The sequence below is a fragment of the Pseudomonas sp. 39004 genome, assembly GCF_028682155.1.
GTDB classification, from domain to species: Bacteria; Pseudomonadota; Gammaproteobacteria; order Pseudomonadales; family Pseudomonadaceae; genus Aquipseudomonas; species Aquipseudomonas capeferrum.
Window position 1 is genome coordinate 1 of the sequence record NZ_JANIAG010000105.1, and the last position, 19,399, is coordinate 19,399.

At 64.1% G+C, this 19,399-nt stretch carries 17 protein-coding genes; 13 read left to right on the forward strand and 4 right to left on the reverse strand.

Going from position 1 to position 19,399, the window contains the following annotated elements:
* Positions 1-9 precede the first annotated feature (9 nt).
* From gatB to gatC, 3 genes are read right to left on the reverse strand one after another with little or no spacing between them, the layout of a single operon-like run.
* Positions 10-1,455 carry an Asp-tRNA(Asn)/Glu-tRNA(Gln) amidotransferase subunit GatB gene (gene gatB / locus NP534_RS17775; RefSeq protein ID WP_033701124.1) on the reverse strand — a complete coding sequence of 482 codons (1,446 nt, stop codon included), beginning with the start codon at positions 1,453-1,455 and terminating at the stop codon, positions 10-12.
* Positions 1,456-1,466: 11 nt separating this feature from the next.
* The gene (gatA, locus tag NP534_RS17780) at positions 1,467-2,918 is read right to left on the reverse strand and encodes an Asp-tRNA(Asn)/Glu-tRNA(Gln) amidotransferase subunit GatA (RefSeq protein ID WP_274099575.1); all 1,452 of its coding nucleotides are present in this window, start codon (positions 2,916-2,918) and stop codon (positions 1,467-1,469) included.
* 15 nt (positions 2,919-2,933) lie between these two features.
* Positions 2,934-3,221 carry an Asp-tRNA(Asn)/Glu-tRNA(Gln) amidotransferase subunit GatC gene (gatC, locus tag NP534_RS17785; protein ID WP_027595588.1) on the reverse strand — a complete coding sequence of 96 codons (288 nt, stop codon included), beginning with the start codon at positions 3,219-3,221 and terminating at the stop codon, positions 2,934-2,936.
* A gap of 204 nt (positions 3,222-3,425) precedes the next feature.
* Here gatC and mreB point away from each other — a divergent pair, with 204 nt between their 5' ends.
* The 8 genes from mreB (at position 3,426) to tldD (ending at position 14,541) form a co-directional block, all read left to right on the forward strand.
* Positions 3,426-4,463 carry a rod shape-determining protein MreB gene (gene mreB, locus NP534_RS17790; RefSeq protein ID WP_003255163.1) on the forward strand — a complete coding sequence of 346 codons (1,038 nt, stop codon included), beginning with the start codon at positions 3,426-3,428 and terminating at the stop codon, positions 4,461-4,463.
* 195 nt (positions 4,464-4,658) lie between these two features.
* The gene (gene mreC / locus NP534_RS17795) at positions 4,659-5,690 is read left to right on the forward strand and encodes a rod shape-determining protein MreC (protein ID WP_236643889.1); all 1,032 of its coding nucleotides are present in this window, start codon (positions 4,659-4,661) and stop codon (positions 5,688-5,690) included.
* Complete coding sequence (gene mreD / locus NP534_RS17800) at positions 5,690-6,178, forward strand: rod shape-determining protein MreD (RefSeq protein ID WP_274099576.1); 489 nt, start codon at positions 5,690-5,692, stop codon at positions 6,176-6,178. The genes mreC and mreD overlap by 1 nt, the downstream gene beginning before the upstream one ends.
* Before the next feature lie 33 nt (positions 6,179-6,211).
* Positions 6,212-6,823, forward strand: coding sequence for a Maf family protein (locus NP534_RS17805; protein WP_274099577.1), 612 nt, complete (start codon positions 6,212-6,214; stop codon positions 6,821-6,823).
* Between the two features lie 54 nt (positions 6,824-6,877).
* A complete protein-coding gene (gene rng, locus NP534_RS17810) occupies positions 6,878-8,335 on the forward strand; it encodes a ribonuclease G (protein WP_274099578.1) in 1,458 nt (485 codons plus the stop codon).
* Positions 8,336-8,417: 82 nt separating this feature from the next.
* Positions 8,418-12,239, forward strand: a complete 3,822-nt coding sequence (locus NP534_RS17815; RefSeq protein ID WP_274099579.1) for a YhdP family protein — start codon at positions 8,418-8,420, stop codon at positions 12,237-12,239.
* Positions 12,240-12,247: 8 nt separating this feature from the next.
* A complete protein-coding gene (locus NP534_RS17820; RefSeq protein WP_274099580.1) occupies positions 12,248-13,099 on the forward strand; it encodes a carbon-nitrogen hydrolase family protein in 852 nt (283 codons plus the stop codon).
* 2 nt (positions 13,100-13,101) lie between these two features.
* Positions 13,102-14,541 carry a metalloprotease TldD gene (gene tldD, locus NP534_RS17825; protein ID WP_274099581.1) on the forward strand — a complete coding sequence of 480 codons (1,440 nt, stop codon included), beginning with the start codon at positions 13,102-13,104 and terminating at the stop codon, positions 14,539-14,541.
* Between the two features lie 34 nt (positions 14,542-14,575).
* Here tldD and yjgA read toward each other — a convergent pair whose 3' ends face one another.
* Positions 14,576-15,097 carry a ribosome biogenesis factor YjgA gene (gene yjgA, locus NP534_RS17830; RefSeq protein WP_033701114.1) on the reverse strand — a complete coding sequence of 174 codons (522 nt, stop codon included), beginning with the start codon at positions 15,095-15,097 and terminating at the stop codon, positions 14,576-14,578.
* A 108-nt stretch (positions 15,098-15,205) separates the two neighbouring features.
* On the opposite strand from yjgA, the gene pmbA reads away from it, so the two are divergent.
* From pmbA to NP534_RS17855, 5 genes are all read left to right on the forward strand, one after another.
* Positions 15,206-16,552, forward strand: coding sequence for a metalloprotease PmbA (pmbA, locus tag NP534_RS17835; RefSeq protein WP_274099582.1), 1,347 nt, complete (start codon positions 15,206-15,208; stop codon positions 16,550-16,552).
* 137 nt (positions 16,553-16,689) lie between these two features.
* Positions 16,690-17,091 (forward strand): hypothetical protein, encoded by a 402-nt coding sequence (locus NP534_RS17840; RefSeq protein ID WP_033701111.1) that lies wholly within the window; start codon positions 16,690-16,692, stop codon positions 17,089-17,091.
* Positions 17,084-18,460: a class II fumarate hydratase gene (locus NP534_RS17845; protein ID WP_274099583.1), complete on the forward strand. Its 1,377-nt coding sequence runs from the start codon at positions 17,084-17,086 to the stop codon at positions 18,458-18,460. The genes NP534_RS17840 and NP534_RS17845 overlap by 8 nt, the downstream gene beginning before the upstream one ends.
* A gap of 21 nt (positions 18,461-18,481) precedes the next feature.
* Complete coding sequence (locus NP534_RS17850) at positions 18,482-18,943, forward strand: hypothetical protein (RefSeq protein ID WP_033701108.1); 462 nt, start codon at positions 18,482-18,484, stop codon at positions 18,941-18,943.
* A 1-nt stretch (position 18,944) separates the two neighbouring features.
* Positions 18,945-19,399, forward strand: a 455-nt coding sequence (locus tag NP534_RS17855; RefSeq protein WP_274099584.1) for a superoxide dismutase, incomplete at its 3' end; no start/stop codon positions are given.

The window sequence follows — 19,399 nt, forward strand, 5'->3', positions numbered from 1 at the left end:
TTTTTCAGCTCAGCCTTCGAGCTTGGCTTTGAGCAATTGGTTCACTTGCCCAGGGTTGGCCTTGCCCTTCGACGCTTTCATCGCCTGGCCGACGAAGAAGCCGAACATCTTGCCACGCTTGGCCTCGTCGGCGGCGCGGTACTGTTCGACCTGTTCGGCGTTGGCAGCTAGCATCTCGTCGAGCATCGTCTCGATTGCACCGGTGTCTGTAACCTGCTTCAGGCCGCGGCTTTCGATGATGCTGTCGGCATCGCCTTCACCGGCGGCCATGGCTTCGAACACGGTCTTGGCAATCTTGCCGCTGATGGTGTTGTCGCGAATCCGCAGCAACATGCCACCGAGCTGCTCGGCACTGACCGGCGCCTGGTCGATCTCGATGCCCAGCTTGTTCAGCAGGCTGCCCAGCTCGACCATGACCCAGTTGGCGGCCAGCTTGGCGTCGCCGCCAATCTTCACCACTTCTTCGAAGTAGTCCGCCTGTTCACGGCTGGAGGCCAGCACGTTGGCATCGTAGGCCGACAGGCCGTACTGGCTCTGGAAACGCTCGACCTTTTGCGGTGGCAGCTCGGGCAAGCCGGCACGGATGGTGTCGAGGAAGCTGTCCTCGATGACCACCGGCAGCAGGTCCGGGTCGGGGAAGTAACGGTAGTCGTTGGCTTCCTCCTTGCTGCGCATGGAGCGGGTCTCGTCCTTGTTCGGGTCGTACAGGCGGGTTTCCTGGATGACCCTGCCACCGTCCTCGATCAGGTCGATCTGGCGCTGGATCTCGCTGTTGATCGCACGCTCGATGAAGCGGAACGAGTTGACGTTCTTGATCTCGCAGCGGGTGCCGAACTCGGCCTGGCCCTTGGGACGGATCGACACGTTGCAGTCGCAGCGCAGCGAGCCCTCGGCCATGTTGCCGTCGCAGATGCCCAGGTAGCGCACCAGGGCGTGGATGGCCTTGACGTAGGCCACGGCCTCCTTGGCGCTGCGCATGTCCGGCTCGGAGACGATTTCCAGCAGCGGCGTGCCGGCACGGTTCAGGTCGATGCCGGTAGAGCCGCTGAAGTCTTCGTGCAGGCTCTTGCCGGCGTCTTCTTCCAGGTGCGCACGGGTAACCCCGATGCGCTTGATGGTGCCGTCTTCCAGGGCGATATCCAGGTGGCCCTTGCCGACGATCGGCAGCTCCATCTGGCTGATCTGGTAGCCCTTGGGTAGGTCGGGGTAGAAGTAGTTCTTGCGCGCGAACACGTTGCGCTTGCCGATCTCGGCGTCGATCGCCAGGCCGAACATGCAGGCCATGCGCACGGCTTCCTGGTTCAGCACCGGCAGTACGCCGGGCATCCCCAGGTCAACCAGGCTGGCCTGGGTGTTCGGCTCGGAGCCGAAGGTGGTGGCGCTGCCGGAGAAGATCTTCGACTGGGTAGCGAGCTGGGTATGAATTTCCAGCCCGATCACAACTTCCCATTGCATGTGTGAACTCCTCAGAAGCCGTTGGGGGCACGGGTGTGCCAGTCGGTCACTTGCTGGTAGCGGTGCGCGACGTTGAGCAGGCGGCCTTCCTGGAAGTACGGCGCCAGCAACTGCACACCAACGGGCAGGCCATCGACGAAGCCGGCCGGCATCGACAGGCCGGGCAGGCCAGCCAGGTTGGCGGTGATGGTGTAGACGTCTTCAAGGTAGGCGGCGACTGGGTCGCTGCTCTTGGCGCCGAGCTTCCAGGCCGGGTTCGGCGTGGTCGGGCCAAGGATCAGGTCGACGTCGTTGAACGCGGCCATGAAGTCGTTCTTGATCAGGCGGCGGATCTGCTGCGCCTTGACGTAGTAGGCGTCGTAGTAGCCGGCCGACAGGGCGTAGGTACCGACCATGATGCGGCGCTGCACTTCGGCGCCGAAGCCTTCGCCACGCGAACGCTTGTACAGGTCGGTCAGGTCTTTGGGGGCTTCGCAACGGTAGCCGAAACGCACGCCGTCGAAACGCGACAGGTTGGAGGACGCTTCAGCGGGCGCGATCACGTAGTACGCCGGGATGGCATGCTGCATGTTCGGCAGGCTGATTTCCTTGACCACGGCGCCGAGCTTTTCCAGCTCCTTGACGCTGGCTTGCACCCGTTCGGCGATGCGCGGGTCGAGGCCGGGGCCGAAGTATTCCTTCGGCAGGCCAATGCGCAGGCCCTGCAGCGAGGCGTTGAGATTGGCGCTGTAGTCCGGCACCGGTTCTTCGATGCTGGTGGAGTCCTTGGCGTCGAAACCGGCCATGCCTTGCAGCAGCAGCGCGCAGTCTTCGGCGGTACGGGCCAGCGGGCCGCCCTGGTCGAGGCTGGAGGCGTAAGCGATCATGCCCCAGCGCGAAACACGACCGTACGTCGGTTTCAGGCCGGTAAGGTTGGTCAGCGCTGCCGGCTGTCGGATCGAGCCGCCGGTGTCGGTGCCGGTAGAGGCTGGCAGCAGGCGCGCGGCGACGGCAGCAGCCGAGCCACCGGACGAGCCGCCAGGCACGTGCTCGAGGTTCCACGGGTTCTTCACCGGGCCATAGTGGCTGGATTCGTTGGCCGAACCCATGGCGAATTCGTCCATGTTGGTCTTGCCCAGGGTGACCATGCCGGCTTCGGCCAGCTTGGCGACCACGGTGGCATCGTACGGCGCCTTGAAGTTGTCGAGCATCTTCGAGCCGCAGCTGGTGCGTACACCGTTGGTGCAGAACAGGTCCTTGTGGGCGATCGGCGCGCCCAGCAGTGCACCGGCCTCGCCAGTGGCGCGGCGGGCGTCGGCGGCACGGGCCTGGCCCAGGGCCAGCTCTTCGGTGACGCTGATGAAGCTGTTGATTTGCGGGTCGAGTTGCTTGATGCGCGCCAGCAGGGCGCCCGTCAGCTCTTCGGAAGAAAACGACTTGTCGGCGAGTCCGCGGGCGATCTCGGCCAGGGTCAATTGATGCATGGCAGGCTCTATCCCTTACTCGATGACTTTGGGAACCAGGTACAGACCGCTTTCGGTCGAGGGTGCGATGGCCTGGTAGGCCTCGCGCTGGTTGCTTTCGGTGACCTGGTCGGGACGCAGTCGCTGGCTGGCCTCCAGGGGGTGGGCCAGGGGCTCGATGCCCGTGGTGTCGACCGCCTGCATCTGGTCGACCAGCCCGAGAATGCTGTTCAGTGCATCGGTAATACGTGGCAGTTCGCCATCATTCAGGCCCAGACGGGCCAGATGGGCGATCTTTTCCACGTCGCAGCGTTCAAGCGCCATGGGGATCTCCAGGGGAAACAAAGAACGGAATAAGGTCCGTGATGAGGAACATGTCGGCATTCTAGCGGTCATACGGCCGCGATCATCTGCTGGCGTGCTCGGAAAAACGACCAATTTAACATATTGGCTCCTTGCCCAAAATCCCTGCCATTGTTAGAGTTTGCCGCACTTTTTTACCCACGCTTTCCCCAGGGTCACTTTCCCATGTTCAAGAAACTGCGTGGCATGTTTTCCAGCGATCTTTCCATCGACCTGGGTACTGCCAACACCCTTATTTACGTGCGTGAGCGCGGTATCGTCCTGAATGAGCCCTCGGTTGTTGCCATCCGTACCCATGGCAATCAGAAAAGCGTCGTCGCCGTCGGTACCGAAGCCAAACGCATGCTGGGCCGTACGCCCGGCAACATTGCTGCCATTCGTCCGATGAAGGACGGCGTCATCGCCGACTTCAGCGTTTGTGAAAAAATGTTGCAGTATTTCATCAACAAGGTTCACGAGAACAGCTTCCTGCAGCCCAGCCCTCGCGTGCTGATTTGCGTGCCGTGCAAGTCGACCCAGGTAGAGCGCCGTGCGATTCGCGAGTCGGCCCTGGGTGCCGGTGCCCGCGAAGTCTTCCTGATCGAAGAGCCAATGGCCGCCGCCATCGGTGCCGGCCTGCCGGTTGAAGAGGCCCGTGGCTCGATGGTCGTCGATATCGGCGGTGGTACCACCGAAATCGCGCTGATCTCCCTCAACGGTGTGGTGTATGCCGAATCCGTGCGGGTTGGCGGCGATCGCTTCGACGAAGCCATCGTCACCTACGTGCGCCGCAACTACGGCAGCCTGATCGGCGAGTCCACCGCCGAGCGCATCAAGCAGGAAATCGGCACCGCCTACCCGGGCGGCGAAGTGCGCGAAGTCGATGTCCGTGGCCGTAACCTGGCCGAGGGCGTACCGCGTGCCTTCACCCTCAACTCCAACGAAGTGCTCGAAGCGCTGCAGGAGTCGCTGGCGACCATCGTTCAGGCGGTAAAGAGCGCCCTGGAGCAGTCGCCGCCGGAGCTGGCCTCCGACATCGCCGAGCGCGGCCTGGTGTTGACCGGTGGTGGCGCACTGCTGCGCGACCTCGACAAGCTGCTGGCCCAGGAAACCGGCCTGCCGGTGATCGTCGCCGAGGACCCGCTGACCTGTGTCGCCCGTGGCGGCGGTCGCGCCCTGGAGATGATGGACAAGCACGCGATGGACCTGCTCTCCAGCGAGTGATCCTGCTCGCGGCTCATGAGCGCCCGGTTTACAGGTAGCACGCACAGTGCTACCTGTATGCGCTGGGCTGGCGTCCGTTTGGGCGTCGTTTCCGTCAACCCGCAACCAGGCTGGTGCGTTGTCCCATGTCCAATGACCTCCTGAGTCGTCCACGAGGAACGGCCCATTAAACCGCTTTTCTCCAAGGGCCCTTCGCTGGGCGTTCGTCTACTCGTATTGGTGGTGCTGTCGATCGCGTTGATGGTGGTCGATGCGCGCTTTGCCGTGCTCAAGCCTGTGCGCAGCCAGATGGGCATGGTGTTGATGGAATCGTACTGGATCACCGATTTGCCGCAGCGCTTGTGGCAAGGCGTGGCGGGCCAGTTCGGCAGCCGTACCGAACTGATCGCGGAAAACGAAAAGCTCAAGACCGAGGCCCTGCTGTTGCAGGGGCGCCTGCAGAAGCTGGCGGCCCTGACCGAGCAGAACGTGCGCTTGCGTGAGTTGCTCAACTCTTCGGCCCTGGTCAACGAAAAGGTCGAAGTGGCCGAGCTGATCGGCGTCGATCCCAATCCGTTCACCCACCGCATTCTGATCAACAAGGGTGAGCGCGATGGTGTGTTCCTCGGCCAGCCGGTGCTCGACGCCCGCGGCCTGATGGGCCAGGTGGTCGAATTGATGCCTTACACCTCGCGGGTGCTGTTGCTGACCGATACCACCCATAGCATTCCGGTGCAGGTCAACCGCAATGGCCTGCGCGCCATAGCCAGCGGTACCGGCAACCCGGAGCGTCTGGAACTGCGCCATGTGGCCGATACCGCCGACATCAAGGAAGGCGACCTGTTGGTCAGCTCCGGCATGGGCCAGCGCTTCCCGGCCGGCTACCCGGTGGCCACGGTCAACGAAGTGATTCACGACTCCGGCCAGCCGTTTGCCATTGTCCGCGCCATCCCTACCGCCGCACTCAACCGCAGCCGCTACATGCTGCTGGTGTTCAGTGACCGGCGTACCCCGGAACAGCGCGCCACTGACGCGGCGATTGCGCAGGAAGAGGCCGACCGCAAGGGCACCGCGGTGGGTGTTCAGCCTGGCGCCAATGGCGAGCAGGCCGCACCTGCCGGTACCGCCACCGCGCCCGTCGCGCCCGCAACACCGGCAGCCCCTGCCACGCAGCCCGCTGCTGCGCCTGTAGCGCCTGCGGCACCCGCCGTGCCAGCGGCAGCGCCCGCCCAACCCCGGAGGCAATGATGGCTGCATCACGCCGCAACAACGGCTGGGTCATCTGGCTGACATTCGCCATTGGCCTGCTGCTCAGTGTCTCGCCCATGCCCCAGTTCATGGAAGTGTTCCGGCCCATGTGGCTGGCGCTGCTGGTATCGTTCTGGACCCTCGCCGTGCCGAGCAAGGTCGGCATGACCACGGCCTTCGTGCTGGGCCTGGCCGAGGATGTGCTGTATGGCACGTTGCTTGGGCAGAACGCGCTGATCCTGACCCTGATCACCTTCTTGGTGCTGTCTCTGCAGCAGCGCCTGCGCATATTCCCCATGTGGCAGCAGAGCCTGGTGATTCTGGTGATCTTCGGCATCGCCCAGCTGATACAGCTATGGCTCAGCGCGCTGACCGGCAACCGCCTGCCGACCCTGGCGCTGGTGTGGTCGGCGGTCATCAGCGCCTTGCTCTGGCCATGGATCAGCTTTGCCCTGCGCGACCTGCGCCGACGCTTGCACATAAATTGACGGCGTTGCCGCGACTGACAGGGAGATGTCTACATGAACCCGCTTTACCTGGCCTCTGGCTCGCCCCGTCGTCGTGAACTGCTGACTCAGATCGGCGTACCGTTCACTACCGTTAGCGCCCCCATCGATGAAACCCCGCTGGCCAATGAAGGTGCCCAGGCCTATGTCGAGCGCCTCGCCCGGGCCAAGGCCGAGGCTGGCCTTGCCAGCCTGCAGGGCCCGGCGGTGGTGCTGGGCGCAGACACCGCAGTGGTCCTCGATGGCCGTATTCTCGGCAAACCGGAAGACCGCGAACATGCCCTGGCGATGCTGGCCGACCTGTCTGGCCGCGAACATCAGGTTTTGACCGCTGTCGCCCTGAGCGATGGCGTGCGCACCCTGAGCCTGTGCGTCACCAGCAGCGTGCGCTTTCGTGCCATCAGCGCCGATGAAGCAGCGCGCTACTGGGCCAGCGGTGAGCCTGTAGACAAAGCCGGCGGTTACGCCATCCAAGGGCTGGGCGCAGTGTTCGTCACCGGCCTTGCAGGCAGTTACTCTGCGGTGGTGGGTTTGCCGCTGAGCGAGACCGCCGAGCTGCTCGCCGGGTTTGGCATCGCCTGCTGGCAACTGCCTGCGCTTTCTCCAGAGGTAACAAAGCCGCAGTAGCCAGCGCTGCCTGCGCGATCCATCATTATCCAAGACCTTTGACGAGAGCCTGCCATGAGTGAAGAGATCCTGATCAACATCACCCCGATGGAGTCACGTGTGGCGGTGGTGGAAAACGGGGTGCTGCAGGAAGTGCACGTCGAGCGCACCCAGCGCCGCGGCATCGTCGGCAATATCTACAAGGGCAAGGTGGTACGCGTGCTGCCCGGCATGCAGGCGGCGTTCGTCGACATCGGCCTGGAGCGGGCCGCCTTCATCCATGCCTCGGAAATTTCCCAGCGCGAAGGCTCGGCGGTAGAGAATATCACCGCGCTGGTGCATGAAGGCCAGGCGCTGGTGGTACAGGTGACCAAGGACCCGATCGGCACCAAGGGCGCCCGTCTGACCACGCAGTTGTCGATCCCTTCGCGCTACCTGGTGTACATGCCGCGCAGCAGCCATGTCGGTATTTCCCTCAAGATCGAAGACGAAGCCGAGCGTGATCGCCTCAAGCAGGTAGTCAGCAGCTGCATGGACAGCGAGAATATCAAGGACGCCGGCGGCTTCATCCTGCGCACTGCCGCCGAAGGCGCTCGCGCCGAAGAGATCCTGCAGGACATTCGCTACCTGCGCCGCCTGTGGGAACAGATCGGCAGCCAGATCCAGACCTGCGGCGCGCCCACGGTGATTTACGAAGACCTTGGCCTGGCCCTGCGTACCCTGCGCGACCTGGTCAACCCGAAGATCGAGAAAATCCGCATCGACTCGCGGGAAACATTCCAGAAAACCACGCAGTTCGTCGGCGAATTGATGCCGGAGATTGCCGATCGGCTCGAGCATTACCCTGGCGAGCGGCCGATCTTTGACTTGTACGGCGTCGAAGACGAGATTCAGCGTGCCCTGGAGCGCAAGGTGCCGCTCAAGTCCGGTGGCTATCTGGTGGTCGACCCCGCTGAGGCGATGACCACCATCGACGTCAACACCGGTGCCTTCGTCGGCCATCGCAACCTTGAGGAGACCATCTTCAAGACCAACCTCGAGGCCGCAACCGCCATTGCCCGGCAACTGCGCCTGCGCAACATCGGCGGCATCATCATCATCGACTTCATCGACATGGAAGATGAAGAGCATCAGCGCCAGGTGCTGCGCACCCTGGAAAAGCAGCTCGAACGTGATCACGCCAAGACCAACATCATCGGCATTACCGAGCTGGGCCTGGTGCAGATGACCCGCAAGCGCACGCGTGAGAGCCTCGAGCAGGTGCTCTGCGAACCCTGCCTGGGGTGCCAGGGCCGTGGCAAGCTGAAAACCCCCGAGACCATTTGTTACGAAATCTTCCGTGAGATCCTTCGCGAAGCCCGCGCCTACCAGGCCGAGGGCTACCGCGTACTGGCCAACCAGAAAGTGGTCGACCGCCTGCTGGACGAGGAGTCCGGCAACGTGGCGGAGCTTGAAACCTTCATCGGCAGAACTATCCGCTTCCAGGTCGAGTCGATGTACTCGCAGGAACAATACGATGTGGTGCTGCTCTGAGGCTTACCAAAACGCAGCACAGGATGGCCGGGCTGGCAAAACCGGTACTTGGGGCCATCATGGATAAACGACCTGGAGGGCCATGGCCATGGGACGTCTGAACCGCGTTCTTGTCGCCTTGACTCGCTGGGGGCTGGGCTTGTGTGCGCTGCTGGCGGTGCTGGTGGCGTTGTATGTCAGCCTCGGCCGGCAATTGGTGCCGCTGGTGGCCGAGTACCGAGCCGATGTCGAGAGCAAGGCCGAACAGGCGTTGGGCCTGCCAGTGCATGTCGGTGCCCTTGAGGGGCGCTGGAGCGGGCTGGCGCCTGTGCTGCGCGTTCGCGACCTGCAATTGGGCGAAGGCGCCACCGCGTTGCGCCTGGACGACGTCAAGCTGGTGCCGGACTTATGGGCCAGCCTGACCTCCCGCGAGGTACGCCTGGCGCGTATTCAGTTAGGCGGCTTGCAACTGATCCTGCGCGAAGATGAGCAAGGCGCCTGGAACCTCGAAGGGCTGCCGGAAAAAGATGATGCCCCCCTCGACCCCGCCGAGCTGCTGCAGCGCCTGCGCCAACTGGGGCGTATCGATGTATTCGACAGCCAGGTTACCTTGCAGCCCTGGCAGCGCGACCCCCTGACCTTGACGTATGTGAGTGCCGGCCTGCAGGCCGGTGCCTCGCGCCAGGCCCTCGACGTGCGCGCAACCCTGCCGGACGGCCAGCCCCTGGCGCTGAACCTGCGCAGCCGTGCGTCGGCCAACGCCTGGCAAGACGCTGAGGTTGCCGCTTACCTGAGCCTGCCGCAGAGCGATTGGGCGCGCTGGTTGCCGCCGCGCCTGCTGGGCCAGTGGCACGCTGATGCACTGCGCGCCGGGGGCGAGTTCTGGGTCGACTGGCGCCAAGGCCAGTTGCAGCACGCGGTGGTCCGGCTCAATGCGCCGAAGCTGCAAGGCGCCTATGCCGGGCGCAAGGCCGCAACCGTGGACAACCTGGCGCTGGCCGCCTGGTTCCAGCGTAGCCCGCAAGGCTTCGATGTGAGTGTCGATTCCCTGGCCATGAGCATCGGCAAGACCCGCTGGGAATCCCATCTGCAGTTACGCCAGCGCCCTGGGCAGGCCCCGGCCGACGAGCGCTGGGAAGTGCAGGCCGACCGCCTTGACCTCACTCCGCTGACCCCATTGATCGATGCCCTGGCACCGCTGCCGGATAACCTCATGGCTGTGGTCGATGGCCTGAAGGTCACCGGCGCGCTGCGCAACTTGCGCCTGGAGGCGCGGCCCAAGGCCGAGGGCGACCAGCGCCTGCAATTTGCCGCCAACCTGGAGCAGGTCGGTTTCAACGCCTACCACGGTGCCCCGGCGGCCGGCAACGTCAGTGGCAGCATCAGCGGCGACCTGGGCCATGGCGAGCTGCGGCTCGACACCGACGCCTTCATGCTGCACTTGTACCCGATCTTCGCCAAACCTTGGCATTACCAGCAGGCCAATGCCCGCCTGACCTGGGCCCTCGACCAGCAAGGCTTCACCCTCGTCGCGCCGTACCTCAAGGTGCTGGGCGAGGAGGGCAAGATCGCCGGTGACTTCCTGATCCGCCTGCTGTTCGAAGAGGGCCGCGAGGACTACATGGACCTGCGGGTCGGGTTGACCGAGGGTGATGGCCGATACACCGCCAAATACTTGCCGGAAGTACTCAGCCCGGCCCTCGACGAATGGCTGCGCAGTGCGATCGTCAAGGGCACCGTGGATGAGGGCTACTTCCAGTACCAGGGTTCGCTGAACCACGGCGCCACCCCGGAGGCGCGCAGTATCAGCCTGTTCTTCAAGGTGCGTGACGCGGCGCTGGACTTCCAGCCCGGCTGGCCTCAAGTGCAGCAGGTCGACGGTGACGTGCTGATCGAAGACAGTGGTGTGCGCATCAAGGCCCACCATGGCCTGCTGCTCGATACCAAGGTGAGTGACGTCAGTGTCGACATCCCCCACGTCGAAGGCGACCAGCATAGCCATCTGTACCTGGATGGCGATTTCGACGGCAGCCTGGGTGACGGCCTGAAAATTCTCAAGGAAGCCCCGATCGGCACGGGTGAGATCTTCGCCGGTTGGGAAGGCGAGGGCCCGCTCAAGGGCAAGGTCAAGCTCGATATTCCCCTGGCACATGGGCAGCGGCCCAAGGTCAAGGTGGACTTCGCCACCGCTGACGCCCGCCTCAAGGTGGCCCCGCCAAGCCTGGAGCTGAACCGCCTGAAGGGCGACTTCAGTTTTGACTTCGACAAGGGCCTGAGCGGCAAGGACATCAGCCTGCAGGCGTTCGGCAAACCGGTGACCGCGCAGATCGTCGCCGAGGGCGAGCCAGGGCAGATGCAGACCCGCATCAACGCCAACGGCCAGGTTTCGCTGAAAGCGCTGACCGAATGGCTGCAGTTCAACCAGGCGTTGCCTGCCTCGGGCGAGCTGCCCTATCAGTTGCAGGTCAACCTGGGTAGCCGGGACAACAGCCTGAACGTCAACTCGTCGCTCAAGGGGTTGGCGATCGATTTGCCGGCACCCTTCGGCAAGGCTGCGGCGGATACCCGCGATAGCCGCTTCAGCATGAACCTGCAGGGCCAGGAGCGGCGCTTCGACGCCAGCTATGCCGACCTTGCACGCTTTGCCTATGCCGCGCCCGGCGACAAACTGGCCCAGGGCCGCGGTGAGCTGCTGCTGGGCACAGGCCAGGCGCAAGTGCCAAGCGGCCAGGGGCTGCGGGTACGCGGGCACCTGGAAACACTGGACCTGGCGCCGTGGCAAGCGCAGATGGCCAGCCTGGGCGGTGACGACCCCGGTGGCAGTGCCCGGCAGAGCCTGCAAAGCGTCGACCTGAGCATCGGCCAGCTCAAAGCCTTCGGCATGGACCTGAATCAGGCGGTGGTGCGTCTGGCCCGTGGTGGCCCGGCGTGGGACCTGCGCCTGGACAGCAAGGAAGTCATCGGCAACGCGCGCGTACCCGACGCCAAGGCCGCGCCCATGTCGGTGCGCCTGCAGACCTTGCGCCTGCCGGCTGCGGACCCGGCCCAGGCGCAGGCCGAGGAGGGGCCCGACCCGTTGGCATCATTCGACCCGCGCAAGGTACCTGCCCTGGACCTGAGCATCGACAAGCTCTACCGTGGCGACGACCTCTACGGCAGCGCATCGATCAAGTTGCGCCCGACCGCGCGTGGCGTATCGGCAGACGATATCGACCTTGACTTCAAGGGCCTGCGCATCGATGGCGGCGGTGGCTGGGAAGGCCCGCCGGGCAGCAGCAGTAGCTGGTACAAAGGGCGCCTGGACGGCAAGAACCTGGCCGATGTGCTCAAGGCGTGGGGGTTTGCCCCCACCGTGACCAGCCGCGATTTCCGCCTGGATGTCGACGGCCGCTGGCCGGGCTCACCTGCCTGGGTGGGCTTGAACCGCTTCTCCGGGAGCATGGATGCCGCCCTGCGCACCGGCCAGTTCGTCGAAGTCGAAGGCAGTGCCCAGGCCCTGCGCGTGTTCGGCCTGCTCAACTTCAACTCCATCGGCCGCCGCTTGCGCCTGGACTTTTCCGACCTGTTCGACAAAGGCCTGGCCTATGATCGGGTCAAGGGCCTGCTGGTGGCCAGCAATGGCGTCTACGTGACCCGCGAGCCGATTACCGTTACCGGCCCGTCGAGCAACTTCGAGCTAGACGGTACCCTCGACCTGGTCCGTGACCGGGTGGATGCCAACCTGCAGGTGAGCCTGCCGGTGACCAACAACCTGCCGCTGGCCGCCCTGATCATCGGCGCACCTGCGGTGGGGGGCGCGCTGTTCCTGGTCGATCGCTTGATCGGCGACCGGGTATCACGCTTTGCCAGCGTGCATTACCGCGTCGAGGGGCCGTGGAAAGAGCCTAGAATCACATTTGTGAAACCTTTCGAGAAATCGCGCTAGGAGTCTTCATGAAGGCAGCGGTGATCCAGATGGTCAGCCAGGACGACGTGCTGGCCAACCTGCAGCGTGCTGGCGCCCTGCTTGAGCAGGCCGCGTTCGGTGGCGCACGCCTGGCCGTGCTGCCAGAAAACTTCGCCGCCATGGGGCGCAAGGATGCTGCAGTGATCGGCCGCGCCGAAGCCTTGGGCGAAGGGCCGATCCTGCCGTGGTTGAAACGCACCGCGCGAGACCTCAAGTTATGGATTGTCGCCGGCACCTTGCCGTTGCCACCGGTCGGCCAGCCTGATGCCAAGGCCCATGCCTGCTCACTGCTGATCGATGAACACGGTGAAGTGGTGGCACGCTACGACAAGTTGCACCTGTTCGACGTGGACGTCGCCGACAACCGCGGCCGTTACCGCGAGTCCGACGACTATGCCCATGGCGCGCAGGTGGTGGTGGCCGATACCCCGGTGGGGCGCGTGGGCCTGAGCGTATGCTATGACCTGCGCTTCCCCGAGTTGTACAGTGCCTTGCGCGCTGCCGGGGCCGAGCTGATCACCGCGCCAGCCGCCTTCACTGCGGTGACGGGCGCTGCGCACTGGGACGTGCTGATTCGCGCGCGTGCCATCGAGACCCAGTGCTACCTGTTGGCCGCAGCGCAGGGCGGCACCCATCCAGGCCCACGGGAAACCCATGGCCATGCAGCGATCGTCGACCCCTGGGGGCGGATCGTTGCGCAGCAGGCGCAGGGCGAAGCGGTATTGCTCGCCGAGCGCGACACTGATGAACAAGCGTCCATTCGGGCGCGCATGCCGGTGGTTTCGCACCGGCGCTTTTTCTCGCAGGACGCCTTGCGGCCTGCGCACACCTCGGAGTGACTATGAGCCAGATGTTATCCACCGTCAGCGAGCAGCTCCTGGCCCCAGGCGGGTTGACCCTGGACAGCCTGCAGGCTGTGCTGGGTGAGTTGGCCGGCCCGGGCATCGATGCCGCCGACTTGTATTTCCAGGGCCAGATCTCGGAAACCTGGGCGCTGGAGGACGGCATCGTCAAAGAGGGCAGCTTCAACCTCGACCAAGGCGTCGGCGTGCGTGCCCAGTCTGGTGAAAAGACCGGCTTCGCCTACAGCAACGCCATCAACCTGGAGGCACTGACCTCGGCGGCCCGTGCCGCGCGTTCGATCTCCCGTGCCGGGCAGAATGGGACGGTCCAGGCTTTCCGCAGCCAGGATGTGACGGCCCTGTATGCGCCGGACAACCCTCTGGATGTGCTCAGCCGCGCCGAGAAGGTCGACCTGCTCAAGCGTGTAGACGCCGCCACCCGGGCGCTGGACCCGCGTATCCAGCAGGTCAGCGTGAGCATGGCCGGGGTCTGGGAGCGCATCCTCATCGCGGCGGCCGATGGCAGCCTGGCCGCCGACGTGCGCCCGCTGGTGCGCTTCAACGTCAGCGTCATCGTCGAACACAATGGCCGCCGCGAGCGCGGTGGCCAGGGTGGCGGCGGGCGTACCGACTACCGCTTCTTCACCGAAGAGAAGGTCATGGGTTATGCCCGTGAGGCGTTGCGTCAGGCCCTGGTGAACCTGGAGGCGATTCCTGCCCCGGCAGGCACCTTGCCCGTGGTGCTGGGTTCGGGCTGGTCGGGCGTGTTGTTGCATGAAGCGGTGGGCCATGGCCTGGAAGGCGACTTCAACCGCAAGGGCAGCTCGGCGTTCAGCGGCCGGATCGGTGAGCAGGTGGCGTCGAAACTGTGCACCATCGTCGACGACGGCACCCTTGAAGGCCGCCGCGGTTCGTTGAGCGTGGATGACGAAGGCACCCCGACCGAGTGCACCACGCTGATCGAGAACGGTGTGCTCAAAGGCTACATGCAGGACAAACTGAACGCCCGCCTGATGGGCATGGCCGTGACCGGCAATGGCCGCCGCGAATCCTACGCCCATCTGCCGATGCCGCGCATGACCAACACCTACATGCGCGCGGGCGAAAGCGACCCGCAGGAAATCATCGCTTCGGTGAAGAGGGGCATCTATTGCGCCAACCTGGGCGGTGGCCAGGTGGATATCACCAGCGGCAAGTTCGTCTTCTCCACCAGTGAGGCTTACCTGATCGAAGACGGCAAAATCACCGCGCCGGTCAAGGGTGCAACGTTGATTGGCAACGGGCCGGAGGCGATGAGCCGGGTATCGATGGTCGGCAATGACCTGGCGCTGGACAGTGGCGTCGGTACGTGCGGCAAGGATGGGCAGTCGGTGCCGGTAGGGGTCGGGCAGCCGACGCTGAAACTCGATGCGATCACCGTCGGCGGGACCGGGGCGTGACAGGCATGGGGGCTGCGCAGCAGCCCCTGGGCAATCAGCGCAATCCGCGCTGCAGCTCGTCGAGGTCGCGGATGTACTTGAACACCTTGCGCGCGGCGGCAGGCGGTTTGTTACGCGCCTTCTCGTGCTGGGCATGGCGGATCAGCGAGCGCATTTGCTGGCGATCGGTATCGGGGTACTCGTTGACGAAGCGTTCAAGGTCTTCGTCATTGCCGTCGATCAACCGGTCGCGCCAGCGCTCCAGGCCGTGGAAACGCTCGTTGTACTGGCGGGTCGAGCTGTCCATCTGTTCGAGCAAGGCATGGATGGCATCCAGGTCCTGCACACGCATCAGCTTGCCGACAAACGACATGTGGCGTTTGCGGGCACCGTGAGCGGTGTGCTTGCTGGCCTCGGCCAGCGCCTTGCGCAGCTCGTCGGTCAACGGCAGGCGTGCCAGGGTGTCGGCCTTGAGCGTAGTGAGGCGCTCGCCGAGTTCGACCAGTGCATGCAGTTCGCGCTTGATCTGGGTTTTGCTTTTTTCGCCGTCGAAGGCGTCGTCGTTTGAATCAACCATGGTGGCAGTCCGCTAGAAATCGCCGCCATGATAACCAGTCGGGGGCCGCTTGTCCGGCCCGGTCGTAGAATGACCCTCGCCGAACGCAGAATTTGAGTGGAGAGAACCATGAGTGCAGTCCAGAGCGTAGGTCCGAAAGACCTGCCAGCCTTGCAGGAGCAGGTCGAAGCGATTATCGCCGAAGCGCGTCGCCAGGGCGCCAGTGCCTGTGAAGTGGCGGTCTCGCTGGAGCAGGGCCTGTCCACCACGGTGCGTCAGCGCGAGGTCGAAACGGTCGAGTTCAACCGTGACCAGGGCTTTGGCATCACCCTCTATGTCGGCCAGCGCAAAGGCTCGGCCAGTACCTCGGCAAGTGGCCCCGAGGCGATCCGCGAAACCGTTGCCGCCGCCCTGGCGATCGCCAAGCATACGTCCGAAGACGAATGCTCCGGCTTGGCCGACGCCGCGCTGATGGCCCGCGATATCCCGGACCTGGACCTTTACCACGACTGGGGCATCGAACCCGAGAAAGCGATCGAGATGGCCCTGGCCTGCGAGGCCGCGGCGTTCGACGCCGATCCGCGCATTCTCAATGCCGATGGCACCACGCTCAACACTCACCAAGGGTGCCGAGTGTATGGCAACAGCCACGGCTTCATCGGCAGCTACGCCTCGACCCGACACAGCCTGAGCTGCGTGATGATCGCCGAGGGTGATGGCCAGATGCAGCGTGACTACTGGTATGACGTAAACCGCCAGGGCAATTTGTTGGCCGACCCAAGCAGCATTGGCCAGCGTGCGGCCCAGCGTGCGGCCAGCCGTCTCGGCGCGCGCCCGGTGCCGACGTGCGAAGTGCCAGTGCTGTTCTCGGCAGAGCTCGCCGGCGGCCTGTTTGGCAGCTTCCTGTCGGCCATCTCCGGCGGCAACCTGTACCGCAAGTCGTCGTTTCTTGAAGGCACCATTGGGCAGCGCCTGTTCCCAAGCTGGTTGACCCTCGATGAGCGCCCGCATATTCCCCGGGCCTTGGGCAGTGCTGCGTTCGACGGTGACGGCCTGGCGACCTACGCCAAACCGTTCGTCGACAAAGGTGAGCTGGTGTCGTACCTGCTGGGTACCTATTCCGGGCGCAAGCTCGGCCTGCCGAGCACGGCCAACTCCGGTGGTGTGCACAACCTGTATGTGACCCACGGCGTCGAGGACCAGGCTGCCCTGATTCGCCGCATGGGGCGTGGTTTGCTGGTGACCGAGTTGATGGGGCATGGTCTGAACATGGTCACGGGCGACTATTCGCGTGGTGCTGCAGGCTTCTGGGTCGAGAACGGCGAGATCCAGCATGCGGTCCAGGAAGTGACCATCGCGGGGAACATGAAGGACATGTTCCAGCAAATCGTGGCTATCGGTAGCGATCTTGAGACTCGCAGCAATATTCACACGGGCTCGGTGCTGATCGAACGGATGACCGTTGCCGGCAGCTGAGTGGCCGCCTGATTTGCTAAACCCGGCCTGCGCGCCGGGTTTTTTTATGCCTGCTTGCTCCCTGCTTTGGTCGATGCCCTCTTGAAGTGATTCTATTTATCACTTAATAATGAATATCATTACCCAGTTGCTTGGCGATGGTGTTCATGAAATCCGTCCTCCACGAGTTGCCCTACCTGGAAAACTGGCGCTGGCTCAGCCGGCGCATTCGCTGCGCGCTCGAGCCCGATGAGCCGCGCCTGATCGAGCACTACCTGGCCGAAGGCCGCTACCTGGTGTGCTGCACCGAAACCTTGCCATGGACGGTGGCCCTGACCTCCTTCCGCCTGCTCCTGGATACCGCTTGCGACCGCATGCTGCCCTGGCATTGGCGCTGCCTGTGCCTGGACCAGGCCTGGCGACCCTTGCTCGACCTGCGCAACCTCGACCGCCGCGAACAGAACCAGCGCTGGCAGCCCTACGCCCTGCAATTGGCCAATTGCGTGCTGCTGCCTTCGATTTCTCCCGATGAACTGATGCAAGGACTAGACGATGAGTAATACCCGTATCGAGCGTGACAGCATGGGTGAGCTGCAGGTGCCTGCCGAGGCCCTGTATGGCGCCCAGACCCAGCGCGCGGTCGACAACTTCCCGGTCAGCGGCCAGCGCATGCCGGCCCAGTTCATTCGCGCATTGCTGCTGGCCAAGGCCGCAGCGGCCAAGGCCAACATCGAGCTGGAGCAGGTGAGCGCCGAGCAGGGTCAGGCCATCGTCAAGGCAGTCGAGCAACTGCTGGCGGAAGATTTCATCCAGCACTTCCCGGTGGATGTGTTCCAGACCGGTTCCGGCACCAGTTCGAACATGAACGCCAACGAGGTGATCGCCACTCTGGCGACCCGCGTACTGGGTGATGCGGTCAATGCCAACGACCATGTGAACTGCGGCCAGAGCAGCAACGACATCATCCCGACCACCATCCATGTCAGTGCCGCCCTGGCGCTACACGAGCAACTGCTGCCGGCGTTGCGTCACCTGGTACAGGTGATCGAGGCCAAATCACAGCAAGTACACCCGTTCGTCAAGACCGGCCGTACCCACCTGATGGACGCCATGCCCGTGCGCATGAGCCAGGTGCTCGACGGTTGGGCAGCACAAATCAAAGGCGCGCAGGCGCACATCGAGGCAACCCTGCCGAGCCTGCAGGCGCTGGCCCAGGGCGGTACGGCCGTGGGCACGGGTATCAACGCCCACCCACAGTTCGCTGCCGGCTTCGCGCGCCAGCTCAGTGCCCTGACCCAGGTCGAGTTCACGCCTGGGCAGAACCTGTTTGCCCTGATCGGCTCGCAGGACACCGCCGTGGCCCTTTCCGGCCAGCTCAAGACTGCTGCGGTGGCGCTGATGAAAATCGCCAACGACCTGCGCTGGATGAACTCCGGCCCGTTGGCCGGCCTTGGCGAGATTGAACTGCAAGGCCTGCAGCCTGGCTCTTCGATCATGCCGGGCAAGGTCAACCCGGTGATCCCGGAAGCCACCGCCATGGTGGCTGCGCAGGTCATCGGCAATGACGCGACCATCGCCATCGCCGGCCAGTCGGGCAACTTCGAGCTGAACGTGATGCTGCCGGTGATCGCCCGCAACCTGCTGGAAAGCATCGAGCTGATGGCCAACGTCAGCCGCTTGTTGGCCGACAAGGCCATCGCCACGTTCAAGGTCAATGAAGGCAAGCTCAAAGAGGCGCTGGCGCGCAACCCGATCCTGGTCACGGCGCTGAACCCGATCATCGGCTATCTCAAGGCCGCCGAAATCGCCAAGACCGCCTACAAGCAGGGCCGCCCGATCATCGATGTGGCGCTGGAGCATACCGACTTGTCGCGCGACCAGCTGGAAGCGCTGCTCGACCCGGAAAAACTCACCGCCGGCGGGATCTGACCCCGGCGCAGGAGACACGTCATGCAGCACTGGAAACGCACCACCGAAATGGCCAACCACCTGTTCGAGCAAGGTGAGTGGGTCGATGCACGGGAACACTACCTGCAAGCCCTGGCGCTGGCCCAGGTGCTGTTCGAGCGCTGGCATGACGTCGACGAAGCGGTGGCAGTGTTCGTCATCGCTCACCACAACCTGGCCGACCTGCACCTGCGCCTGAACCAGCCGCACGAGAGCGCCGACTACCTGTGCTCTGCGCATCAGCGCCTGCTGCAGGCCAGCCAGGAGGCCCGCTTGCCCCAGGCACTGCGCGATGCCGCGCTGCGCCACAGTGGGCGCACCTACACCGAGTTGCTGAATTTCATCGCCGAGTACGGCCAGTACCCGCGCACCGAGCGCCTGCTCAACCGTCACGCACCCGAGGCCAGCGCGCTGGCGGCGAAGGCAGACGTGACACCCAGACCCCACGCTTACGGAATCCACTGACATGCCACACACCTTGCCTGCGTTGCCCTATGCCTACGATGCGCTGGAACCGCACATCGATGCCCAGACAATGGAGATTCACCACAGCAAGCATCACCAGACCTATATCAACAACCTCAACGCCGCTATCGAAGGCACCGAATGGGCCGAGTGGTCGGTGGAACAGTTGGTCGGCGCGGTCAAGCAGTTGCCAGAGAAGCTGCAGGCTGCAGTGATCAACCAAGGGGGTGGCCACGCCAACCACACGCTGTTCTGGACCGTGATGGCGCCACAGGGTGGCGGCCAGCCGCACGGTCAGGTGGCCAAGGCGATCGAAGCCGAGCTGGGTGGTTTCGATGCCTTCAAGGACGCGTTCACCAAAGCTGCACTGAGCCGCTTCGGCAGTGGTTGGGCCTGGCTCAGCGTCCCCCGAGGTGCTCGACTACCTGCATGCCGAAAACAGCTACCAGGAGGCCT